Genomic DNA, 22,368 nt, shown 5'->3' with positions numbered 1-22,368 from the left:
CCATCCCCCGCGTGCTGCGCGAGAGAAGGGGGAAGCGGCGCAGCCGCTCAGGGGGTTGTGCTTCATTTCACAGGACGCGGTGCGACAAGGCAGGCAATTGCAGGCGCAGGTCGCGCAGGCGCTGCGGGTCCACCACACCCGACACCACGCCCGCGAGCTGGTCCTGCTGCGCGAGCACGGTGCCCCAGGGGTCCACCAGCATGCTGTGGCCCCAGGTGTGCCGACCGTTCTCGTGCACGCCGCCCTGGGCTGGCGCCAGCACGTAGGCCAGGTTCTCCACGGCACGGGCGCGCAACAGCACCTCCCAGTGCGCCTGGCCGGTGGTGTGGGTGAACGCGCTGGGTACGAGCAGCAGGTCTGCACCGGCACTGGCGTGGGCGCGGTACAGCTCGGGAAAGCGCAGGTCGTAGCACACCGAGAGGCCCACGCGCCAGCGGTGGCCGTCGCGCGACGGCAGCTCGAACTGCACGGGCGTGTTGCCCGCTTCGATGACCCGGCCTTCGTGGAACTGCTCGCGCCCGTTGTCGAAGTAGAAGAGGTGGATCTTGTCGTAGCGTGCCACACAGTCACCGCTGGGGTTGAACACCAGGGTGGTGTTGCGCACGCGCTCGGGTGTGGTGGCCAACAGGGGCAAGGTGCCACCCACGATCCATATCTGCAGCTCGCGCGCTGCACTGGCCAGAAAGTGCTGAATGCGGCCTTCGCCCGGGGCTTCGCGCAGGGCGAGCTTGTCGGTGTCCTTGTGGCCCATCACGCAGAAGTATTCGGGCAGAACCGCCAGCTCGGCCCCTTCGCTGGCCGCCTGCTCCAGCAGGGCGCGTGCGGCGCGCAGGTTGTCGTCAAGCCGGGTGCACGACACCATCTGGATCGCGGCAACTTTCATCATGAAGGTTCTCCGGTTCGGGGAGTGCTGGGGCGTGCTGGGGTGCCGGTGGCGGGGATTGCCTCGCGGTTGCGGCGCGCCACGCGCACCACACGCGGGTCTGCCCAGGTGCCATCGACGCGGAATTCCTGCGTGGCCGCCTCGATCAGCGGGCCGCGCAGGAACACCTGGGCCAGGAAGCTGCCCAGTCCAATGACCGGGTTGATGGCCGTGGCCACCAGGGACGCGGTCATCGCGTTGATCTCGGGCACCACCACCACGCGCAGGTCCTGGGTTTCGTGGTCGATGTTGGCGCTGCCCTCCATCAGCACAGCGGCATTGACGCCCTTCATCTGCAGGTTGTTCGTGGTGGCCACGCCCTGCTCGATGCGCACGTCGCCGCGCACAAAGTCGAACGCGAACCCCTCGCTGAACACGTCGCGGAAGTCGAGCGTCAGGCGGCGCGGCAGCGATTGCAGGCTCAGCACGCCCAGCAGCTTGGCCAGGCCTGGGTCGGCCTTGAGAAACTGGCCCGACTCGATGTTCAGGTTGATCTGACCGGTCATGGTCCGGTAGTCGGGGCTGAACGGAGCACCGATCCAGGCCACCTGCCCCTCCATGCGGCCCTTGCCACGCCGGACCACATTGGCCATGCCCATGCGGCCCAGCAGATCGCCCGAGTCGCGGATGTCCAGCTTGAAGTTGAGCACGGTACGCCGGTCGGGTGTGCGGGGACCCACCCCCGCGGTGTTCAGCACTGCCCAGTTGCCGTTGGCCGTGAAGTTCGCTTCGGGCGCCGTGATGTTGAACTTGGAGAGGCGCCATTCGCGCTGTGCGCCTTCGCCACCCCGGTTCTGGGCCTCCATCTCCACACGCCCGAGGCGCTTGCCGCGCAATTCAAAGTCGTCCACGACGATGTCCAGCGCGGGCAGGGCGCCGGGCTGTTCGTCCAGCAGCGCCTCGACCTGATTCACATCGCTCTGGGGCATGTTCACGCGCGAGAGCCTTGCAAACAGGCGCCCATTGGGGTGGTCGGCGCCACCTGGTTGGCGGTATTCCAGGTAGCCATTGAGTTCCGTGGCGTCGAGGTTGGCGCGCCAGGTGGCGCCTTCACGCAGCGCGCCGGCCACGATGTTGTGCAGGGTGCGGCCCTGCAGGGTGAGTTCACGGGCGCGCAAGGCCAGCGTGGTCGGCAGGTAATCCTGTGCCACGCTGTGGGTTCCCGGCGATGCCGGCGCCGTGGCGGGACGTGCAGCGGGCTCGCTGCCCGTCGCTTGCGTTAGCACGTCTTCCCAGGCATCCACATCCAGCTTGCCTTGGCTGATGTTGGCTGCCACCCCCTGTGCGGGCACCGGGGCCGATTCACCACCCGAGAGACCGATGCCGATGGCGCCGCGCAGCACGCGGGCCTGGGGCCCGCTCAGGTCCCGCAGGTAGGTGGCTGAGCCCAGCGCTCCCAGGTCCAGCGTGATCTGATCGCGCAGTGGCGGTGCTTCCCCGCCGTTTCCTGTGTGTGTGAGGCCGACCAGCGATTCGCGGGCCACCTGGGTTTCAAAACGCAGGGGCAGGCTGCTCTCGGCCGTCTTGCCCAGCGGGGCCGGCAGCGCCAGCGCCAGCCCCTGCAGGCTGGTGGTGACTTGTATTTCTGGCACCCCACGGCGAAAAGCGAGCGCCATGGAATACGCGGTGCTGCCCGTGGCGCGGCGCGCCAGCTGCGAGAGCATGCCCAGCTGCGTTGCCTGCTGCAGCCCCTCGGCCGTGGCGGTGCCCTGTGCACGAAGCTGCACGGCCGATTCGGTGGCCGGAGCATTGGCTGGCAGCGCGCGCATCCCGCCCTCCAGCCGCACCGGCCCTCCCAGCGCCTGGGCCTGCATGGCGTTGAGTGAAAAACCGGCTTCGGTGAACTGCACCACACCCCGCACCCGGCTCAGCGTAGGGGTGTCGGGCGTGATGCGCAGTTCGTTGCCTGCCAGCGTGACACTGCCCTGGACCTTGGACTTGTTGATATCGCTGATGGGCAGGGCCAGGCGCAGCTGAAAATCCGCGTTGCCGTTGCCGGTGGCCTGCTCCAGCGCGTTGCCTGTCATCCGGCCCAGTGGCGATGTGTTCATGAGCGTGAGCAGTTCGGTCAGCGGCCCCCGGGCATCGGCACTGACACCCACCACGGTGTGGGCGAGGTCCGGAATCTTGGCATCTACCTTTGACAGGCGCAGGCCTGGGCGTCCCGCAAAGCCGCCGCTGGCACCCCGGACCTGCATGGAGGAGCGCTCGAAGATCAGCTCGCCCGCAAGCTCGGTCAGCGCTGGCCACGGCAATGTGTTGGCCGGCTGCAACTGCGTGGGCACATAGGCGTAGGTGACATCCTTCACGCGGGCTGCAATGCGGAATTCACCCAGCTTCGGGTCGTTGAACGGCAGGTGGTGCAGATCCCCCTTGACCCGGAACTGGACGTTGCTCGCGCTGCCCGCCACCACGGCGTCGCGCACGTAATGGCGCGACTCGGCAGGGATGGACAGGGGCAGGTAGCGGTGCACGCGCGTCCCGTCCGCCCGGTTCAGCGTGCCCGTGAGGTCCAGCACCCCCGGAAAGCGCGAGCGGTGCGCCACCTTGCCCGCATCGCTGGTATGCCAGGTGGCCCGGGCTTCGCCCTGGGCATCGGCATTGGCGAACTGCACGTCGTTGGCCTGTACGGCGATGCGATCGCCATCGAGTTGCCAGCGCACGTCGGCGCTGAGGCGGTCCAGCGGCAGCACAGGATCTTCGAACACGCCGGGCAGCACCAGGGCGCCGGAGGCAATGGTCAGTGCCGCCTTGCCACCCGCCTGCGTCATGTCGATGTCCACCGTGGCACCGCGCAGGCCCAGCTGGGTGGAGGCGCTGCCCGGCGCGTCCCCCGCCAGGGCCAAGCCCCGGATGCGTCCGCGCACCTGGTATTGCTGCAGGTTTTCGAGCGGCCCTTTCCAGGTCGCCTGGATCTCGTCCACGAGCCCATGGGGGGAATAGGTGCGCACGGCTTCGTGTGCCGTCGCACCCAGGGGCAGGCGGCTGGCGACCTGGGCCAGGGCGGCCAGGTCCAGGCGGTCGGCGCGGAATTCGCCTTGGGCGGGTGCCTTGCCGGCCGCCGCCGTGTGCACAAGCCGTACGTTGCCGCCGGGCCAGGTGATCCCGTCGTCGGTCTTAAATTGCAGCGCCTGGGTCGAGAATTCAAACCCCCCGTTCAGCCGGCGCCCACCCAGCCGCCCTTGGATGGACGGCAGCACCAGCGCCTGCAGATCCGCGCCCAGCGTGGCATTGACATCGGCGAGCGCCAGGTCGGCCGTGCCGCCCACGATCTGTCCGCGCTGCACATCGGCCCAGGCGCGCAATGCGCCCCGGCCCTGGGCGATCTCCATGCCCACATCGGCGTGGTGGCGAAGCCGGGAGACGTCCACCCGGGAAAAGTCGGCGAAGACCTGCCCGTTCCAGTGCTTCCAGTTGCCATCGCGTGCGCGCAGCAGGGGCGCGCGGAACAGCCCGACCACCGTGAAGCGGTCTCCCCAAGCCGCAGGCGGCGTGGCATCCAGGCGCATGTGGTGGTGCCAGTTGCCGTTGCGCAGCAGAAGGTCCACCTTCTCCAGCGCAAGCTCCGGGGCGCCCCGCTGCTCGTCGGTCCAGCGCACCGTGCCGCCCCGGATGAAGACCTCACCCTGGGAAAACAGCCAGTCGGCTGCGGCGTTGTCTTCGCCCTGCTGTTGGGAAAAATCCAGTCCCGCCACCTGGATGCGGCCGTCTGCAGTGCGGCGTACATCCAGCTCAGGCTCTTCGATGTAGAGCTGTTCGAAACCGCCCTTGAGCAGGGAGCGCGGCGACAACGCCACCACCACCCGAGGAAGGCGCAGCGCAGAGCGGCCAGCAGCGTCCAGCAGGGTGACATCGGAGAGTTCGATGGAAGGGATCAGGCCTTCGGTGTGTGCCGCGATGGCGCCAATCTGGACCGGAACCCCCAGGGCCCGTGCGGCATGCGCCTCAAGCTGTGGGCGGAAATCACCGATTCGCGGCACAATCCAGCCATGAAGGGCCCCCCACGCGATGGACAGCAGCAGCCAGAATGCCAGCAGCAAACCCAGCGACCACCGCGCGAGACCTGCCACAATTTTCAGCAGGCGGGTGGGGTGCGTGGTGGGATCGATCATGTTGGGATTGAATGTGGCAGGAATTATGACCCGCAGGCTTAGCGCGGGTTCACTACAAACCAGTGTCCTTATGTATGTGGCCCCTTGCCATGTCTGCCATGTCTTCGTCCCCCGTTGATCCCCGTTGTCACCAGCCCCGGCCCGAGGGCCCGCTGGCGGAGCATTCGCGTTTCTACCAGCGCCTGCACCGCCGCTATGCCGGCGATCTGGCCCTGTTGCCCCCCGGGGCTCCCGTGATGGCCACCATGGAACAGGCCTATGACGCGCTGCGCACGCGCGGTTGCGACACGGGTACGGCCTTGCGTGTGCTGCGCCAGCTTGTCATGGAACGGCTCATCCAGATGGACTGCGACGCGCAGGCGCCGCTCGCCGACATCACCCGCGCCGTCACCGAACTGGCCGAGCTGGCGCTGGACCGCGCCAGCCGCCAGGCGCGGCAGGAGCTGGACGAACGCCACGGCGCGCCGCGCGGGCCCGATGGCCAGCCCGTGCAGCTGTGGATCATTGGCATGGGCAAGCTGGGCGCGCGTGAGCTCAATGTCTCCAGCGACATCGATTTGATTTACGTGTATGAACACGATGGCGAGACTGTCGGCACAGCCGATGGCCGCGGTCGCATTTCCAACCACGAATACTTCGCGCGGGCGGTCAAATCCATTTACAGCCTGGTGGGGGACACCACCGAGCACGGATTTGTGTTCCGTGTGGACCTGGCGCTGCGCCCCAATGGCAACTCTGGCCCGCCTTCCGTCTCGTTGTCGGCGCTGGAGGAATACCTGCAGCTGCATGGCCGCGAGTGGGAACGTTTTGCCTGGCTCAAGAGCCGGGTGGTGGCACCGCGTGATTGCATTGCCAGCCCCGAGGTGCAGGCACTGCGGGGCGTCGTGCTGCCCTTTGTGTTCCGCCGCTACCTGGACTACAGCGTGTTTGATGCGCTGCGTTCCCTGCACCGCCAGATCCGGGACCATGCCGCCAAGCGCAGCGCGGGCCACCCTGAGCGCGCCAACGACGTCAAGCTATCGCGCGGCGGCATTCGCGAGATCGAATTCACGGTGCAGCTGCTGCAGGTGGTGCGGGGCGGTCAGTTCCCCGAGCTGCGTCGCCGGCCCACGCTGGACGCGCTCAAGCGCCTGGCCCAGGCAGGCCTCATGCCGCAGGAAACGGCAGATGCCCTTGCGCGCGCCTATGTCTTTTTGCGCCGGGTGGAGCACCGCATCCAGTACCTGGACGACCAGCAGACCCACGTGCTGCCCACGCGCGACGACGACCTCGCCTGGATCGCCTACACCCTGGGCTATCCCGACTGCTGCGCCTTTCTGCACGAGCTGGACGCGCACCGCGAATTGGTAGCCCAGGAATTCGACACGCTGCTGGGCGGAGCTGGCAAAAAGCAGTGCAATGGCGGAGGCTGTGGCGGCCCGCGCGCTGTGGCTGCCGCGCCCCCGGAATTCGACACCCTGCTGGAGCTGTTGCCGCCCGGATTCCGCGAACGCGTGGCCGAATGGCGCAACCACCCGCGCGTGGCGGGGCTGCGCGACGAAGCCCGCGCCCGCCTGTTCCGGTTGGTGCAACGCACCGCGCAGTGGCTCAAGGAAGGCCGTGTCACCGAAGAGGCCACCCTGCGCCTGGCCAACTGGCTGGAGCCGCTGCTGCGCCGCGAGAGCTATCTGGCACTGCTGCTGGAGCGCCCCTCTGTGCACGAGCAATTGCTGCACCTGCTGGGTGCGGCCAAATGGCCCGCCCGCTACCTGCTGCAGCACCCCGGTGTCATCGATGAACTGGTGGGAGATTCGCTGCTCGCCGAGCGCTTTGTGGTGGCGGACTTTGAGCGCGAATTGGCCGTGCGGCTCGCGTCGCTGCAGTCCACGGGCGAGGACGATGATGAAACCTTGCTCAACCTGCTGCGCCGCGCCCAGCACGCGGAAACCTTCCGCACCCTCGCGCGCGACGTGGAGCGGCGCATCACCGTTGAGCAGGTGGCGGATGACCTGTCCGCCCTGGCCGACAGCGTGCTGCGCATCACGGCCCAGTGGTGCTGGAGCCGGCTCAAGACGCGCCACCGCGAGAGCCCACAGTTCGCCATCATTGGCTACGGCAAGCTGGGCGGCAAGGAGCTGGGCTACGGCAGCGACCTGGACATCGTCTTCGTGTTCGACGACGACGATGAGCGCGCCCCCGAGGTCTACGCCGCTTTTGTGCGCAAGCTCATCAACTGGCTCACCGTGAAGACGGGCGAGGGCGACCTGTACGAAATCGACACTGCGCTGCGGCCCAATGGCAGTTCGGGCCTGCTGGTCACGAGCTTTGAGGCCTACGCCAACTACCAGCAGCGCCGGGGAAGCAACACGGCCTGGACTTGGGAACACCAGGCCATGACACGCGCGCGTTTCGTGATGGGCAGCGAAGCCTTGCAGGCGCGCTTTGATGCCGTGCGCGAGGCCGTGATCACCTCCGAGCGCGATCCGGCCGCCCTGCGCGAGGAGATCGTGGCCATGCGTGAGCGTGTGCGCGCAGCGCACCCTACGCGCGCCGGGCAGTTCGATGTGAAACACAGCCCGGGCGGCATGGTGGATGCGGAGTTTGCCGTGCAATACCTGGTGCTCTCGGAGTCAGCGAACCACCCGGAGCTGGTGGGCAATGTGGGCAACATCGCGCTGCTGCAGCGCGCCGAGCAGGTGGGGCTGTTGCCACAGGGTGTGGGCGTGGCCGCCGCCGATGCCTACCGCGAGCTGCGGCGCGTGCAGCACGTGGCGCGCCTGGACGAGGCGCCCACCCAGGTCACGCCCCCGGCTCTGCAGGCCGAGCGCGATGCGGTGCTGGCCTTGTGGAGGTCGGTGTTCGTTTGATCTGCATCCGGGCGTGACGTTTCGTTGCATTTTTGCGGGCTGATTTTTCGGCATTGCTTTGCTAATTCAAACAACTGTTTGAATTCTGGTGTTTAATCCGGTGCCATGAGTTTTGGCGCCCATTTCATTCCCGCAGCCCAGCGCACCGCCCGCAGTGATGGCGAGGATACGCGTGTGCGTTTGCTGCACGCCGCACTGCAGCTGTTTTCCGAGCGGGGCTTTGCGCAGACCTCGGTGCGTGCCATTGCGGAAGCTGCAGGCACCAACGTGGCGGCGATCGCCTACCACTTTGGCGACAAGGCACGCCTCTACACGGCCACGTTCTACGAGCCTTTTGGCAGCGGCAGCGATCTCATCCCGGTGTTTGCTGACCCTGCGCTGACCCTGCAGCAGGCGCTGGCCTCCTACTTCGGTGGGTTTCTGGAGCCGCTCAAGCACGATGACCTCGTGACCCAGTCGCTGCGCCTGCATGTGCGCGAGCTGCTGGACCCGACCCATGTGTGGCCCGAGCTCATTGAGCGCGAGTGCCGGGCCCCCCATCTGGCGCTGGTCCAGGTGCTGTGCCGCCACATGGGCGTGGCCGCAGCGGACGACGACATGCACCGCCTCGCCTTCTCACTGGCCGGGCTGGTTATGCAGATGTGGACCCAGCGCGACCCGCTGCAAGTTATTGCACCGCAGCTGGCGGGGTCTGGGGCTGTGGATGCGTGGGTGGACCGACTGACGGGTTACGCCCTGAGCATGGTGCAGGGTGAGATCGCCCGGCGGCAGGCTGCACAACAGCCCTCGCGCCGCACTTCACGGAATTCGCACAAGGAATCCAACGCATGACTTTGAGCAAGACCCGATTCTTCTGGGCCGCCTGCCTGCCCCTGCCCCTGGCCCTGGGCGCCTGTGCCGTCACGGCGCCCCCCGCCCAGGTGCCCACAACGCCGCCTGTGGCGTGGCAGGCGCCCTTGCCGCACCAGGGTTCGCTGGGGGATCTGACCCGGTGGTGGACGCAGCTGGGCGATCCGCTGCTCGTCGAGCTCATCGATGCCGCGCAAGCCATCAGCCCCGGCGTGGCGCAGGCCCAGTCCCGCATTGCGCAGGCGCGTGCCACGCAAGTGGCCAGCCGTGCCGCGCTGCTGCCGTCGCTCGATGCACAGGCCAGCGCCAGCCGGGGTTTCAACGAGCAGCTCGCGGGCATCGCCACCACCGCGCAGGCCGGGCTGCAAGCGAGCTGGGAGATCGACCTCTTCGGCGCCAACCGGGCCACCAAGACGGCGGCCGACCAGCGCCTGGCGGGCGCCCAGGCGCTGTGGCATGAGGCCCGCGTGAGTGTGGCCGCCGAGGTGGCGCAGCAGACGAGCAGCCTGCGCACCTGCCTGGAGCAGCTGCGTGTGGCCGAGCGCGATGCGCAGTCGCGCGGAGAAACCTCGCGGCTGTCCGACCTCAGCGAACGTGCCGGTTTCACGGCGCCCGCCACCGCCGCCCTGGCGCGCGCCAGCGCCGCCGAAGCGCAGGCGCGCGCATCGCAGCAGCGCATGCAATGCGATGTCGAAGTCAAGACCATGGTAGCGCTGACCGGGTGGGAAGAGCCTGCGTTGCGCGGGCGCCTGTCCACACCGACATCCGCCGCGCCCGACGCCCTGTTCACCATTGCCGCCTTGCCCGCCCAAGTGCTGGCCCAGCGCCCCGATGTGTATAACGCCGAGCGCGAAGTCGCCGCTGCCAGCGCCGAAGTGGGCAGTGCACAGGCCCAGCGTTACCCACGCCTGTCGCTCAGCGGCTCGGTGGGCACGGCCTGGGTGCGCAGCGGTGGTGTGACGACCGACCTGAACACCTGGACCATCGGTCCGCTGGCGTTGAGTGTGCCGCTGTTCGACGGCGGCCGGCGCGGCGCGCAGGTGGATGCGGCCCAGGCGCGCTACGACGAGGCCGCTGCGCTCTACCGCGCCAAGGTGCGTCAGGCCGTGAGCGAGGTCGAGCAGGCGCTGGTGCGGCTGCAGAGCACGGCCGAGCGCAATACCAGTGCGCGGGTGGCGGCGGCAGGCTACCGCACCTCGTTCGATGCCACAGAGGCGCGCTGGCGCGGCGGGCTGGCGAGCCTGGTGGAGCTGGAAGACGCCCGGCGCACGTCCTTGGCGGCCGAGAACGCGCTGATCGCGCTGCAGCACGAACGCCAGGCCGCCTGGGTTTCGCTGTACCGCGCTGCAGGCGGTGGCTGGAAAGAGTGAAACACCGCCTGAGTCGCTTCGCGCCTTCCCCCTCTCTCGACCCGCTGCGCGAGTCGGGAGGGGGACGCCCCCGGTGCGGCGGGGCGGCCCTTGCACGGGGGCACGGGCCTGGGCCGCGCCAGTTTCATCCCGTGCGGGTGGCGCGTAGCGCTGTGGAAAGCTGATATGAATTCTTCAGGACGAAAGCAAATGCAAAATTTCTCTTCCTTCAAGTTCTCTCCCACGGCCTTCGCCGTGATCGCCGCCTGTGTGCTGGCCGCGGGAGGTGCCCTGGTTTTCTCGGGCGCGTCGCGCGCGGCCGATGAACCCAAGGCGAACCAATCGCGCCCCGCACTCACGGTAAGCACGGCCCAGCCGCAGCGCACCTCCGTGCCCCTGCGCCTGGCGGCCAACGGCAACGTCGCTGCCTGGCAGGAAGCCAGCATCGGCGCCGAAAGCAATGGACTGCGCCTGACCGATGTGCGGGTGAATGTGGGTGACGTGGTCAAGGCGGGCCAGGTGCTCGCCACCTTCTCGGCCGAAACGGTGCAGGCCGATGTGGCGCAGATGCGCGCCAGCCTGCTCGAAGCCCAGGCCAATGCGGCCGAAGCCGCCGCCAATGCCGACCGGGCCCGCTCGCTGCAGGCCACGGGCGCCTTGAGCCAGCAGCAGATCCAGCAGTACACCACGGCCGAGAAGACCGCACAGGCCCGGGTGGAGGCCGCCAAGGCCACGCTGAACGCACAGCAGTTGCGCCTGAAGTACACGCAGGTGCTGGCGCCCGACAGCGGCGTGATCTCGGCCCGCACGGCCACCGTGGGCGCGGTGGTGGGTGCAGGCACCGAGCTCTTCCGCATGGTGCGCAAAGGGCGCCTCGAATGGCGCGCCGAAGTCACGTCCACCGAGCTGCGCCGCATTGCGCCGGGCGCCAAGGTCAGCGTGACGGCGGCCAGCGGCGCCACGGCCGAAGGCACGGTGCGCATGGTGGCACCCACGGTGGACCCGCAGACGCGCAATGTGCTGGTGTATGTCGATCTGCCACTCAACGGTGATTTCCGTGCGGGCATGTTCGCGCGGGGTGACTTTGCGTTGGGTGCCAGCGAGGCGCTTACCGTGCCGCAAGAGGCGCTGGTGGTGCGCGATGGTTTCTCGTACGTGTTTGTGGTGGGCGCCGAGCAGCGCGTGCAGCAGCGCAAGGTGCAGACCGGCCGGCGCGTGGCCGACCGGGTCGAGGTGTTGTCGGGCCTGGACGCCAACGCTTCGGTAGCGGTGCGTGGCGCGGGCTTCTTGAACGACGGCGATCTGGTGCGGGTGGCGAACACGCCGGTGCCAGTTCCAGCGCCCAGCAGCACGTCCGAGGCGCCAGTTTTCAAGCAAAAAATGGCTCTAGCGCTTGTTGATAAATCTTTTGCAGCTATCAATTAAGGAGCATTCCACATGAATGTATCCACCTGGTCCATCAAGAACCCGATACCTGCCTTGATGCTGTTTGTGCTGCTGACCTTCGGCGGCCTGCTGTCCTTCAACGCCATGAAGGTGCAGAACTTCCCGGACATCGACCTGCCCACGATCTCGGTGACCGTGGCGCTGCCGGGCGCCTCGCCCGCGCAGCTTGAAAACGATGTGGCGCGCAAGATCGAAAACAGCATCGCCACGCTGCAGGACTTGAAGCACATCTACACCAAGGTGCAGGACGGCGGCGCCACCATCACGGCCGAGTTCCGGCTCGAAAAACCCACGCAGGAGGCGCTCGATGACGTGCGCTCCGCCGTGGCACGCGTGCGCGGCGACCTGCCGGGCGACGTGCGCGACCCCATCGTGACCAAGATGGACCTGGCTGCGCAGCCTGTGCTGGCCTTCACGATCGCCTCGACCCGCATGGACAACGAGGCGTTGTCCTGGTTTGTGGACGACGCCGTGGCCAAGAAGTTACTCACGGTGCGGGGTGTGGGCGCGGTCAACCGCGTGGGCGGCGTGGACCGGCAGGTGCATGTGTCGCTGGACCCGGTCAAACTGCAGGCCCTCAACGCCTCGGCGGCCGATGTGTCGCGCCAGCTGCGCCTGGTGCAGACCGAGAGCGCGGGCGGTCGTACCGACCTGGGCGGGAGCGAACAGCCCGTGCGCACGCTGGCCACGGTGCAGTCGGCGCAGGAGCTGGCCAACCTCACGCTGTCGCTGTCGGACGGCCGCCATGTGCGGCTCGATCAAGTGGCCACGGTGTCGGACACGATTGCCGAGCCGCGCGCGCTGGCCCTGCTCAACGGCAAGCCCGTGGTGGGCTTCGAGGTGGCGCGCAGCAAGGGTGCGAGCGAGATCGAGGTGGGCGGTGCCGTGCAGGCGGCGCTCAAGGAGATGCGTGCGCAGCATCCGGACCTGGAAATCACCGAGGCCTTCAATTTCGTGCAGCCGGTGCAGGAGGAATACGACGGCTCCATGCACCTGCTGTATGAAGGCGCGCTGCTGGCCGTGCTGGTGGTATGGCTCTTTTTGCGCGACTGGCGTGCCACGTTCGTGTCGGCGGTGGCGCTGCCCCTGTCGGTGATTCCGGCGTTCATCGGCATGCATCTGCTGGGCTTTTCGATCAACGTGATCACGCTGCTGGCGATGTCGCTGGTGGTGGGCATCCTGGTGGACGATGCCATCGTGGAGGTCGAGAACATCGTGCGCCACCTGCGCATGGGGAAGACGCCTTACCAGGCGGCCATGGAAGCGGCCGACGAAATTGGCCTGGCCGTGGTGGCCACCACTTTCACGCTGATCGCGGTGTTCCTGCCCACCGCGTTCATGAGCGGCATTGCGGGCAAGTTTTTCAAGCAGTTCGGCTGGACGGCATCACTGGCGGTGTTTGCCAGCCTGGTGGTGGCGCGGGTGCTCACGCCCATGATGGCGGCTTACATCTTGAAGCCCATCGTGGACGATCACAAAGACCCGCGCTGGATGACGGTGTACCTGCGCTGGGCGGCCTGGTGCGTCAAACACCGCTGGATCACCTTCATCGCCACCGGCGCGTTCTTCATTGGCTCGCTGGCGCTGATCCCGCTGCTGCCCACGGGCTTCATCCCGCCGGACGACAACTCGCAGACCCAGGTGTACCTGGAGCTGCCGCCCGGCGCCACGCTGGCGCAGACCCGCGCCGTGTCCGAAGACGCGCGCGAGCGCATCGCCAAGGTCGAACATGTCAAAAGCGTCTACACCACCATCGGCGGCGGCTCGGCGGGGGCCGACCCCTTCATGGGCGGCGCCGGGGCCGAGACGCGCAAGGCCACGCTCACCATCCTGCTGGCCGAGCGCGGCGACCGGCCGCGCAAGCAGGGCATCGAGAACCACATCCGCGCCGCGCTGGAGACTCTGCCCGGCGTGCGCAGCAAGGTGGGCCTGGGCGGCTCGGGCGAGAAGTACGTGCTGGTGCTCTCGGGCGACGACCCGCAGGCGCTGACCACGGCGGCCCTCGCGGTCGAGAAGGACCTGCGCACCATTCCGGGCCTGGGCAGCATCTCGTCCACGGCCAGCCTGGTGCGTTCCGAGATCGCGGTGCGCCCGGACTTCGCGCGCGCCGCCGACCTGGGCGTGACCAGCAGCGCCATCGCCGAGACCCTGCGCATCGCCACCGTGGGCGACTACGACGTGTCGCTGCCCAAGCTCAACCTGGCATCGCGCCAGGTGCCCATCGTGGTCAAACTGCGGGACGACGCGCGCCAGGACCTGTCGCTGCTCGAGCGCCTGGCCGTGCCCGGCAGCAAGGGCCCGGTGATGCTCGGCCAGGTGGCCACGCTGGAGTTCAGCGGCGGCCCGGCCGTGGTCGACCGCTACGACCGCGCGCGCAACGTGAACTTCGAGATCGAGCTGTCGGGCCAGCCACTGGGCGACGTGACCAAGGCCGTGGAGGCGCTGCCCTCCATCAAGAACCTGCCGCCCGGCGTGCGCCAGATCACCATCGGCGACGCCGAGATGATGGGCGAGCTGTTCGCCAGCTTTGGCCTGGCCATGCTCACCGGCGTGCTGTGCATCTACATCGTGCTGGTGCTGCTGTTCAAGGACTTCCTGCACCCGGTGACAATTTTGGCGGCGCTGCCGTTGTCGCTGGGCGGCGCGTTCGTGGGCCTCTTGATCGCGCAAAAGAGCTTCTCGATGCCCTCGCTCATCGGGCTGATCATGCTCATGGGCATCGCCACCAAGAACTCCATCCTGCTGGTCGAGTACGCCATCCTGGCGCGGCGCGAGCACGGCATGACGCGCTTCGAGGCGCTGATCGACGCGTGCCACAAGCGGGCGCGGCCCATCATCATGACCACGCTGGCCATGGGCGCGGGCATGATGCCCATTGCGCTGGGCATCGGCGCTGCGGACGCAAGCTTCCGTTCGCCGATGGCGGTGGCTGTGATCGGTGGCCTGATCACCTCGACGCTGCTGAGCCTGCTGGTCATCCCGGCTGTGTTCACCGGGGTGGACGACCTGGGGCAGTGGTTCGGCCGCACCCTGCGGCGGCTGCGTGGGGCGCACCATGCTCCGGCAGCCGAGTTGCCTGCGACACCGCCGCCAGCGGGATGACGTGGACGGGGAGCCGGCGTGGCAGAAAGCGGCATCCGCTGCGCCCGGGTTCCCCTATTCGTCTGAAAAAGCGGGCAATCCCCAGGGTTGCCCCGGCTTAGCCAAGCGTGTGGCCGTTAGATAATGTAACGAGCACCATGAACCTCGTCAGCCTGAACATCGAATCCATCCAGCTCGGCCATCCTCTGCCTTTTGTGCTGCGGGGTGCCGATGGCGTGTTGCTGGCGCAAAAGGGGTATGTCATCCGCACCCGGGAAGAGCTGGCCACGATGGTGGGCCGGGGCCGGCAACTGTGCGTGGATACCGATGAGTCCGGCGACAGCCACCGGGCCTACCTGGCGCAGTTGCAGCGCATGCTGATCGCAGACACCAATCTGGGTGAAATTGCGGCGATGAAGATGACGGCGGCCGACGACGCGGGTGGGCGGGGACGCGGTGGCAAGACCCTGCCTGACTGGCCCGAGCTGCAGCTGCGTGCCACACAATTGCTGCGCGCGCCCTCGCCCCATGATTTTGGCGGGCGCTTCCAGATGCTGCATGACGAGCTGGCCCGCCACTGCGAGCAAACTCCCGACGCCACGCTGCTGGCCCTGATCTACCTGTCGGTGCAGGAAACCCGCATGTACAGCGCCACGCATTCGATGCTGGTGTGCTGCGTGTGCATGGTGGTGGCGCGCGAAATGCTGCGCTGGCCCGAGGCCCGCGTGCAGCAGTTGGGCCACGCGGCGCTCTCCATGAACATTGCCATGACCGAGCTGCAGGACCAACTGGCCCAGCAGACCCATCCGCTCACGGCTGTGCAGATTGCCGCGGTGGAGAGCCATGCAGAGCGTTCCGAGGCGTTGCTGCGCACGCTCGGCGTGGCCGACCCTGTGTGGCTGGAGGCGGTGCGCTGCCACCACCACCGCACCCCTGGCCCGCTGGCCAAGAAGACGGAACCCCAGCAAATGGCCCGCCTTTTGCAGCGCGCCGACATATTTGGTGCGCGGATGGCACCCCGCGCGGCCCGCTGGCCCATGCCGGTCACGGCGGCCATGCAGGCGAGCTACTACGATGAAGAGCACCAGGTGGACGAGGCCGGTGCCGCGCTCGTCAAGACGCTGGGCGTGTATCCGCCAGGGGCCTTTGTGCGGTTGGCCAGCCAGGAGGTGGGTGTCGTCATCCGCCGGGGTACGACGGCCACCACGCCCAAGGTGGCGGTGGTGACCAACCGCGACGGCATGCCGACAGGGGAGCCCATTCCCCGCGACACCGGCATGCCCCCCTGGAAAGTCACGGGTGTGGTGGCTTTCAAGGACGTGCGGGTCAAGCTCTCGCTGGACCGTTTGCTCAACCTGGGCTGAACAGCCTCTGAGCCGCAGGCGCGGCACTCCGCCTGCAACGGGTGGACGGGCTTGACGCCCGGCGCCATCCACGAGCAGCTTCTGCCCGTCTTTCTTTCCCCCATCCCCTGCCGCGACGGTCCCAACCTGTGCGGCCCGTGCCGCCCTGCCTTCGCCTGCGCCGGCAATAACCATTGAAGCCGCAGAGCTTTGAATCCATTGGGTGCGGGCATTCGTATACCAATCAGTCCAAATAAAAACTCATGTGGACAAAAAATGATGGAATGGTTAAATTGCCCATACCACTGCGCCCCAAGCCCTATGAACACCTCTTTCAGACGCCTTCTTTCGGTCGCCAGCCTTTTCCTCCTGGCAACGGTCGGCCATGTGCCCTTGGCCCACGCGGCGGATGCCGAAAGCTGTCCGGCCACGCTGCAGCACACGTTTGCCAGGCTGCAGGATGAAAAACCCCAGTCGCTGTGCCAGTACGCTGGCCGGGTGGTGCTGGTGGTCAATACCGCGAGTTTTTGTGGCTTCACCGGCCAGTACAAAGGGCTGGAAGAGCTGTATGCCCGCTACAAGGACAAGGGGCTGGTCGTGCTGGGCTTTCCGTCCAACGACTTTTCGCAGGAGACCGGCAGCAACCAGCAGATCGCAGATTTCTGCGAAAACACTTTTGGCGTGAAATTTCCCATGTTTGCAAAGAGCAGCGTCAAAGGGGCAGAAGTCTCGCCGCTGTTTCGCCAGCTGGCACAACTGTCCGGCACGGCGCCGCGCTGGAACTTCCACAAATACCTGCTGGGCCGCGACGGCAAGCTGGTGGACAACTACTCCAGCCTCACTGCCCCTGACAACAAGGGCCTCGTGCGCGCCATCGAACAGCAACTTGCTGTTGCCGCTACGAGGTAATTGCAATGTTTTCTTTACGTTTCTTTAAAAAAAACCAGGGCATGCTCTGGAACTTCGCCAGCGCAACCCCACTCTATCTATTGCGCAAGACGATTGCGCGACGTACAGTTTTAGTGTTGCGAAGCCTTTCGGGCCCCCGGGTTCCGACTGACCTCCTGGAGCGCTTCTCCTCCCTCCCTCTCTTATTCGTTTCGGGAAGCTTCGCAACCTTTTTATTCCATGCACCGGCGAGAGGGAGCCGGCCATGAAAATCGCCATCATCGGTTCCGGCATCTCCGGGCTGGCGGTCGCGCACCAGCTGCGCGGCCAGGCGGACATCACGCTGTTTGAAGCCAGCGACTACTTTGGCGGCCACACCCATACGGTGGACGTGACGTTGCCCGACGCGTCGGGCACGCCCGTCACGCATGGCGTGGACACCGGCTTCCTGGTGTTCAACGAGCGCACCTACCCCCACCTGATCCGTCTGCTGGCCGAACTGGGCGTAGAAACCGCCAAGTCCGACATGTCGTTCTCGGTGCAGGTGCCGAGTGCCCTGGGTGGCCCTGGCGGTGGCCGCGCGCTGGAATGGAGCGGCACCAACCTCAGCACGGTGTTTGCCCAGCGTTCCAACCTGGTCAATCCGCGCTTCCTGGGCATGCTGCGCGACCTGCTGCGCTTCAACAAGCTGTGCACGCGCATCGCCCAAAAGCAGGCCGAGGCCGCGCTGATGCAGCCGCTGGGCGACTTCTTGCGCGAGCACCGCTTTGGCGACGCGTTCCGCGACTGGTATTTCTTGCCCATGCTGGGCTGCATCTGGAGCTGCCCCACCGACCAGATGCTCAAGTTCCCCGTGGCCACCATGATCCGGTTCTGTCACAACCATGGGCTCATCCAGGTGAGCAACCGCCCGCAGTGGTGGACGGTGTCCGGTGGTGCGCGCCACTACGTGGACAAGATCGTGGCGGGCATTGCCGACAAGCGCCTGAACACCCCCGTGCACCGCATCGAGCGTGACGTGGCTGGAGTGCGGGTGGTGACTGCTGACCACACAGAACACTTTGACAAGGTGGTGCTGGCCACGCATTCGGACCAGTCGCTTGCGCTGCTGGCCCAGCCGACGACGCAGGAGCGCGCCGTGCTCGGCGCCATCCGCTACCAGGCCAACCGCGCCGTGCTGCATACCGACATCTCGGTGCTGCCCGCGCGCCGCGCCGCCTGGGCCGCGTGGAACTACGAACGTGCGCCGCAACGCAGCCGCGAGTCGGCCCGCGTGTGCCTGCACTACCTCATCAACCAGTTGCAGCCCGTGCCGTTTGCGCAGCCTGTGGTGGTGTCGCTCAATCCGGTGCGTGACATTGCGCCTGAGCACGTGATCGGCAGCTACGAATACGCTCACCCGGTGTTCGACATGGCCGCCATCCGCGCGCAGCAGCAGGTGGGCAAGCTGCAAGGGCAGCAGCACACCTGGTTCTGCGGTGCCTGGACGGGCTACGGCTTCCACGAGGATGGCCTCAAGTCAGGCCTGGCCGTGGCCGAGCAACTGCTGGCGGCCCTGCCAGCGCCTTTGGCGGAGGCTGCGTGAGCCACGCCCCGGCCCCGCCCGCAGCGCCCCTCATTGGCTTCGGCCAGGTGCGCCACACGCGGCTGCGGCCCCGGCGGCATGCGTTTGCCTACCCCACGTTTTTTCTGATGCTGCCCATGCGCAGCCTGCCCGGCCTGGGCAGCGCGCTGGCCGTGAACCGGCGTGGTGCCATCAGCTTCCATGACGTGGACCACGGCGACGGCCGCACTGCCGCGCAGGGTGGTGCGCTGGCCTGGCTCGATGAGCTGCTGCGCACCGAAGGCGTCACCGACGCCACGGGCGAGGTTTGGCTGCACTGTTACCCGCGGGTGCTGGGCTACACCTTCAAGCCCGTGAGCTTCTGGTACTGCCACCGTGCCGACGGTAGCCTGCGCGCCATCGTGGTGGAGGTGAACAACACCTTTGGCGAGCGCCACTGTTACCTGCTGGATGCCCCGCGGTACGGCGTGGAGCAGCAGGCGCGCAAGGTGTTCCATGTGTCGCCGTTCTGCGAGGTGAGCGGCGGCTACCGCTTTCGCTTCATGCGCACCGAGGCCGGGGAACAGGACGCGGGCCGCACCGTGGTGCGTATCGACCACGACGACGACACCGGCCCGCTCATCCAGACCAGCGTGAGCGGCACCCTGCAGGCCGGGACACCCCAGACCTTGCGCCAGGCGCTCTGGGGCTACCCCGCCATGACGCTGGCCATCATCGCCCGCATCCACTGGCATGCGCTGCGGCTGTGGCTCAAGCGCGTGCGTTTCCACCGCAAGCCCGAGGCGCCTGCCTCCATCGTGACCCGTTGATCTCCATGCCGTTCCAGCCCCGCGAGACCGCCGCCATGAACTCCACCACCGCCCCCCGCTCTGCCCCGACGCTGCCTGTTGGCACCCCTGCTGCGGCACGCACCGCGCTCAAGCTGCTGCAGCGGCTGCAGCACGGCCACCTCACGGTGCAGTTGCCCGATGGCACGCTGCAGCACTTCGGACAGGGCAACGGCCCCTCGGCCGCCATCACGCTCAAGAACTGGAACGTGTGCAGCGCCGCGCTCCGGTCGGGCGACATCGGTTTTGCCGAGAGCTATATCGCGGGCGACTGGACCACGCCGCACTTGACCGACCTGCTCAAGCTCTTTGTCGCCAACCGCCAGCAGGTCGAAGGCGTGATCTACGGCACCTGGGCCGGGCGTCTGCTGTACCGCATCAAGCACCTGCTCAACCGCAACACGCGCAGCAACAGCCAGAAGAACATCCACGCCCATTACGACCTGGGCAACGCGTTCTACGAGCTGTGGCTGGACGACACGATGAACTACTCGTCCGCCTGGTTCGAGGGCGATGCGGGCGGCGACATGCGCACCGCGCAACATGCCAAGGTGCGCCGTGCGCTGCGCATGGCGGGTGTGCAGGCCGGTGACCGGGTGCTGGAGATTGGCTGCGGCTGGGGCGCCTTGGCCGAGATGGCGACCACTGAATTCGGCGCATCCCTCACCGGCGTCACGCTGTCCACCGAGCAGCTGGCGTTTGCGCAAAAGCGCATGGCGGCGCATGGGGTGCAAGCCAAGGCCGACCTGCGCTTGCAGGACTACCGTGACATCCACGACGGCCCCTACGACGCGATCTGCTCCATCGAAATGGTCGAGGCCGTGGGCCGCGAATACTGGCCCACCTATTTCCAGTCGGTGCACCGCCTGCTCAAGCCCGGCGGCAAGGCCTGCATCCAGAGCATCGTCATCGACGACAGCCTGTTCGACCGCTACATCAGCTCCACCGACTTCATCCAGCAGTACATCTTCCCCGGCGGTTGCCTGCCTTGCCCGCGCGAGTTCCGCCGCGAGGCCGAGGCCGCAGGGCTGCGTGTGGTGGACGAGTTTGCGTTTGGCCAGGACTACGCCGAGACCCTCAAACGCTGGCGCGAGCGCTTCCTCGCGCAGCGCACGCAGATCCTGCAGCTGGGGTTTGACGAGCGCTTCATGCACATCTGGGAGTTCTACCTCGCCTACTGCGAAGCGGCGTTTGCGATGAGCAACATCGACCTGGTGCAGTACACGCTGGCGAAAGACTGATTGCTATGAAAAACATAGCTATTGCCGCTTTGTGGATAAGCGCTGGGGCCTATTTTTATTCAAATTCTGTTCTCGCACAGGCCGTGCCGATGGCCCGGGCGGCAGAGCCAGCCACCGTCATGCCCCTGTCGGGCGTGCGCCTCTCGGGCCAGGGGGTGCTCCGGTTCCTGGGTTTCGAGATCTACCGCGCCCGCCTGTGGGTGCCGCCCGGCTTTGATGCCGACAACTACGGCGCACTACCTTTGGCGCTGGAGCTGACCTACCACCGCGACTTCACGGCGGAGGCCATCGCCAGGCGCTCCCTGGAGGAGATGCGCCGCATCGGCAGCTTCACGCCCCAACAGGCCACGCGTTGGCAGCAGGCGCTGCAGGCCGCGTTGCCCGACGTGAAATCGGGCGACCGCCTGCTGGGCATTCACCAGCCCGGCGTGGGTGCGGTGTTCAAGATGGCCGGGCGTGTGGTGGGGGAGGTGCCTGACGCCGAGTTCTCACGCCTCTTCTTTGGCATCTGGCTCTCGCCCCAAACCTCCGAACCCGGTCTGCGCCAAGAGCTGCTGGCCGCCACCCGCGCTGCAGGGCAACCATGAGCCACGGGCAGCCCCTCCGCGCCAGCGCAGGCCGGGCCTATGGGCTGCTGGGCCTGCCGTTGGCGTTTGTGGCGCTGCCGCTCTATGTGCTGCTGCCCAACCACTATGCGCGCGAATTTGGCATGCCACTGGCCACGCTGGGCGCGGTGCTGCTGGCGGCGCGGTTGTTCGATGCGTTCATCGACCCGCTGTTGGGTCGCTTGGCCGACCACCTGTTTGGCCGCTCGGTGCGCGCCGTGCTGGCGGTGGGCGCGGTGTCGGCGGTGGTGCTGGCGCTGGGGCTGACCAGCCTGTTCTTTCCGTGGGTGCGCGGGGCCGATGCGCTGATCGCCTGGGCGCTGGTGGCGCTGCTCATCACCTACACCGCCTACAGCCAGCTGAGCATTGCGCACCAATCCTGGGGCGCGCGCCTGGGCGGCGATGAACTGCAGCGTGGTCGCATCGTGGCGTGGCGCGAAGGGACTGCGCTGGTGGGCGTGGTGCTGGCCTCGGTGCTGCCCGCGCTGCTGGGGCTGCCGGTCATGCTCGGTGTGTTTGCCATTGCCTTGCTGCTGGGCTGGTGCGCCTGGGCGCGGTCACCCCGTCCTTCAGCCCATGCTGGCACCGTAGCGGGGGTGTACCGCCCACCGCAGCGCGCCAGCCTGTGGCGACCCTGGGGGCGTCCCGCCTTCCGTCGCCTGCTGGCGGTGTTCATGCTCAACGGCATTGCCAGTGCCATCCCGGCCACGCTGGTGCTGTTCTTCATCCAGGACCGCCTGCAGGCGCCGCCCGCACAGGAGCCGATGTTCCTGGCGGCCTATTTCGTCTGCGCTGCGCTCTCGATCCCGCTGTGGCTGCGGGCCGTGGCGCGATGGGGCCTGGTGCGCACCTGGCTGGCAGGCATGCTGCTGGCGATCGCCGTGTTTGTGTGGACTGCGTTTCTGGGCGCGGGTGATGTGATGCCGTTCATGGTGGTCTGCGCGCTTTCGGGCGTGGCACTGGGCACCGACCTGGCATTGCCCAGCGCCCTGCTGGCCGGCGTGATTGCGGCAGAGGGCGACAGCGGGCAGCACGAAGGCGCGTACTTTGGCTGGTGGAACTTTGCCACCAAGCTCAACCTGGCGCTGGCCGCAGGCCTGGCGCTGCCCCTGCTGGGCTGGCTGGGCTACACCCCCGGCACGCGCAGCGAAGACGGCTTGCAGACCCTGGGCCTGGCCTATGCGGTGTTGCCCTGCGTGCTCAAGCTGATGGCGGCGGCAGCGCTCTATCTTCTCCTCCTGCGGCGCCCTCGCAGCGCGGAGATTGTTTGAATTCGACCGACCAAGGTGCACCCC

At 67.3% G+C, this 22,368-nt stretch carries 14 protein-coding genes; 12 read left to right on the top strand and 2 right to left on the bottom strand.

Features of this window, described 5'->3' with window-relative positions; translation table 11 throughout:
* Positions 1–67 precede the first annotated feature (67 nt).
* Both ASE52_RS16125 and ASE52_RS16120 read right to left on the bottom strand, forming a co-directional pair.
* On the bottom strand, positions 68–883 hold the full coding sequence (locus ASE52_RS16125) for a carbon-nitrogen hydrolase family protein (protein WP_057227548.1): 816 nt from the start codon (positions 881–883) through the stop codon (positions 68–70).
* On the bottom strand, positions 883–5,034 hold the full coding sequence (locus tag ASE52_RS16120; RefSeq protein ID WP_057227546.1) for a YhdP family protein: 4,152 nt from the start codon (positions 5,032–5,034) through the stop codon (positions 883–885). Before ASE52_RS16120 ends, ASE52_RS16125 begins: the two co-directional genes overlap by 1 nt.
* Before the next feature lie 98 nt (positions 5,035–5,132).
* Between ASE52_RS16120 and glnE the strand changes: the two genes are divergently transcribed.
* From glnE to ASE52_RS16060, 12 genes are all read left to right on the top strand, one after another.
* Complete coding sequence (gene glnE, locus ASE52_RS16115; RefSeq protein WP_057228485.1) at positions 5,133–7,880, top strand: bifunctional [glutamate--ammonia ligase]-adenylyl-L-tyrosine phosphorylase/[glutamate--ammonia-ligase] adenylyltransferase; 2,748 nt, start codon at positions 5,133–5,135, stop codon at positions 7,878–7,880.
* A 105-nt stretch (positions 7,881–7,985) separates the two neighbouring features.
* Positions 7,986–8,711, top strand: a complete 726-nt coding sequence (locus ASE52_RS16110; protein ID WP_010464587.1) for a CerR family C-terminal domain-containing protein — start codon at positions 7,986–7,988, stop codon at positions 8,709–8,711.
* Positions 8,708–10,099, top strand: coding sequence for an efflux transporter outer membrane subunit (locus ASE52_RS16105; protein ID WP_057227542.1), 1,392 nt, complete (start codon positions 8,708–8,710; stop codon positions 10,097–10,099). Before ASE52_RS16110 ends, ASE52_RS16105 begins: the two co-directional genes overlap by 4 nt.
* A 189-nt stretch (positions 10,100–10,288) precedes the next feature.
* Positions 10,289–11,503, top strand: coding sequence for an efflux RND transporter periplasmic adaptor subunit (locus ASE52_RS16100; RefSeq protein ID WP_140426252.1), 1,215 nt, complete (start codon positions 10,289–10,291; stop codon positions 11,501–11,503).
* A 12-nt stretch (positions 11,504–11,515) separates the two neighbouring features.
* On the top strand, positions 11,516–14,626 hold the full coding sequence (locus ASE52_RS16095) for an efflux RND transporter permease subunit (protein WP_057227539.1): 3,111 nt from the start codon (positions 11,516–11,518) through the stop codon (positions 14,624–14,626).
* A gap of 137 nt (positions 14,627–14,763) precedes the next feature.
* Complete coding sequence (locus ASE52_RS16090) at positions 14,764–15,969, top strand: hypothetical protein (RefSeq protein WP_057227537.1); 1,206 nt, start codon at positions 14,764–14,766, stop codon at positions 15,967–15,969.
* 300 nt (positions 15,970–16,269) lie between these two features.
* Positions 16,270–16,857 (top strand): glutathione peroxidase, encoded by a 588-nt coding sequence (locus ASE52_RS16085; protein WP_057227534.1) that lies wholly within the window; start codon positions 16,270–16,272, stop codon positions 16,855–16,857.
* 244 nt (positions 16,858–17,101) lie between these two features.
* On the top strand, positions 17,102–18,421 hold the full coding sequence (locus tag ASE52_RS16080; RefSeq protein WP_057227532.1) for an FAD-dependent oxidoreductase: 1,320 nt from the start codon (positions 17,102–17,104) through the stop codon (positions 18,419–18,421).
* On the top strand, positions 18,418–19,209 hold the full coding sequence (locus ASE52_RS16075) for a DUF1365 domain-containing protein (RefSeq protein ID WP_057227530.1): 792 nt from the start codon (positions 18,418–18,420) through the stop codon (positions 19,207–19,209). The genes ASE52_RS16080 and ASE52_RS16075 overlap by 4 nt, the downstream gene beginning before the upstream one ends.
* Positions 19,210–19,244: 35 nt before the next feature.
* Positions 19,245–20,468 carry a cyclopropane-fatty-acyl-phospholipid synthase family protein gene (locus ASE52_RS16070; RefSeq protein WP_057228483.1) on the top strand — a complete coding sequence of 408 codons (1,224 nt, stop codon included), beginning with the start codon at positions 19,245–19,247 and terminating at the stop codon, positions 20,466–20,468.
* 89 nt (positions 20,469–20,557) lie between these two features.
* Complete coding sequence (locus ASE52_RS16065) at positions 20,558–21,055, top strand: chalcone isomerase family protein (protein WP_057227529.1); 498 nt, start codon at positions 20,558–20,560, stop codon at positions 21,053–21,055.
* On the top strand, positions 21,052–22,344 hold the full coding sequence (locus ASE52_RS16060; RefSeq protein WP_057227527.1) for an MFS transporter: 1,293 nt from the start codon (positions 21,052–21,054) through the stop codon (positions 22,342–22,344). The genes ASE52_RS16065 and ASE52_RS16060 overlap by 4 nt, the downstream gene beginning before the upstream one ends.
* The last annotated feature ends 24 nt before the right edge of the window (positions 22,345–22,368 follow it).

Source organism: Acidovorax sp. Root275 (genome assembly GCF_001428965.1).
In the GTDB taxonomy this organism is placed as follows: Bacteria; Pseudomonadota; Gammaproteobacteria; order Burkholderiales; family Burkholderiaceae_C; genus Acidovorax; species Acidovorax radicis.
Note: the sequence above shows the minus strand (reverse complement) of the source record. Positions and strands in the feature narration are given on the sequence as shown.

What these genes read in the sequence shown, in the direction of transcription:
- ASE52_RS16070 (WP_057228483.1), top strand. Translation starts at nt 19,245, where the DNA reads ATGAACTCCACCACCGCCCCCCGCTCTGCCCCGACGCTGCCTGTTGGC.
- ASE52_RS16065 (WP_057227529.1), top strand. Translation starts at nt 20,558, where the DNA reads ATGGCCCGGGCGGCAGAGCCAGCCACCGTCATGCCCCTGTCGGGCGTG.
- ASE52_RS16060 (WP_057227527.1), top strand. Translation starts at nt 21,052, where the DNA reads ATGAGCCACGGGCAGCCCCTCCGCGCCAGCGCAGGCCGGGCCTATGGG.
- ASE52_RS16110 (WP_010464587.1), top strand. Translation starts at nt 7,986, where the DNA reads ATGAGTTTTGGCGCCCATTTCATTCCCGCAGCCCAGCGCACCGCCCGC.
- ASE52_RS16090 (WP_057227537.1), top strand. Translation starts at nt 14,764, where the DNA reads ATGAACCTCGTCAGCCTGAACATCGAATCCATCCAGCTCGGCCATCCT.
- glnE (WP_057228485.1), top strand. Translation starts at nt 5,133, where the DNA reads ATGTCTTCGTCCCCCGTTGATCCCCGTTGTCACCAGCCCCGGCCCGAG.
- ASE52_RS16105 (WP_057227542.1), top strand. Translation starts at nt 8,708, where the DNA reads ATGACTTTGAGCAAGACCCGATTCTTCTGGGCCGCCTGCCTGCCCCTG.
- ASE52_RS16095 (WP_057227539.1), top strand. Translation starts at nt 11,516, where the DNA reads ATGAATGTATCCACCTGGTCCATCAAGAACCCGATACCTGCCTTGATG.
- ASE52_RS16120 (WP_057227546.1), bottom strand. Translation starts at nt 5,034, where the DNA reads ATGATCGATCCCACCACGCACCCCACCCGCCTGCTGAAAATTGTGGCA.
- ASE52_RS16085 (WP_057227534.1), top strand. Translation starts at nt 16,270, where the DNA reads ATGAACACCTCTTTCAGACGCCTTCTTTCGGTCGCCAGCCTTTTCCTC.
- ASE52_RS16080 (WP_057227532.1), top strand. Translation starts at nt 17,102, where the DNA reads ATGAAAATCGCCATCATCGGTTCCGGCATCTCCGGGCTGGCGGTCGCG.
- ASE52_RS16100 (WP_140426252.1), top strand. Translation starts at nt 10,289, where the DNA reads ATGCAAAATTTCTCTTCCTTCAAGTTCTCTCCCACGGCCTTCGCCGTG.
- ASE52_RS16125 (WP_057227548.1), bottom strand. Translation starts at nt 883, where the DNA reads ATGAAAGTTGCCGCGATCCAGATGGTGTCGTGCACCCGGCTTGACGAC.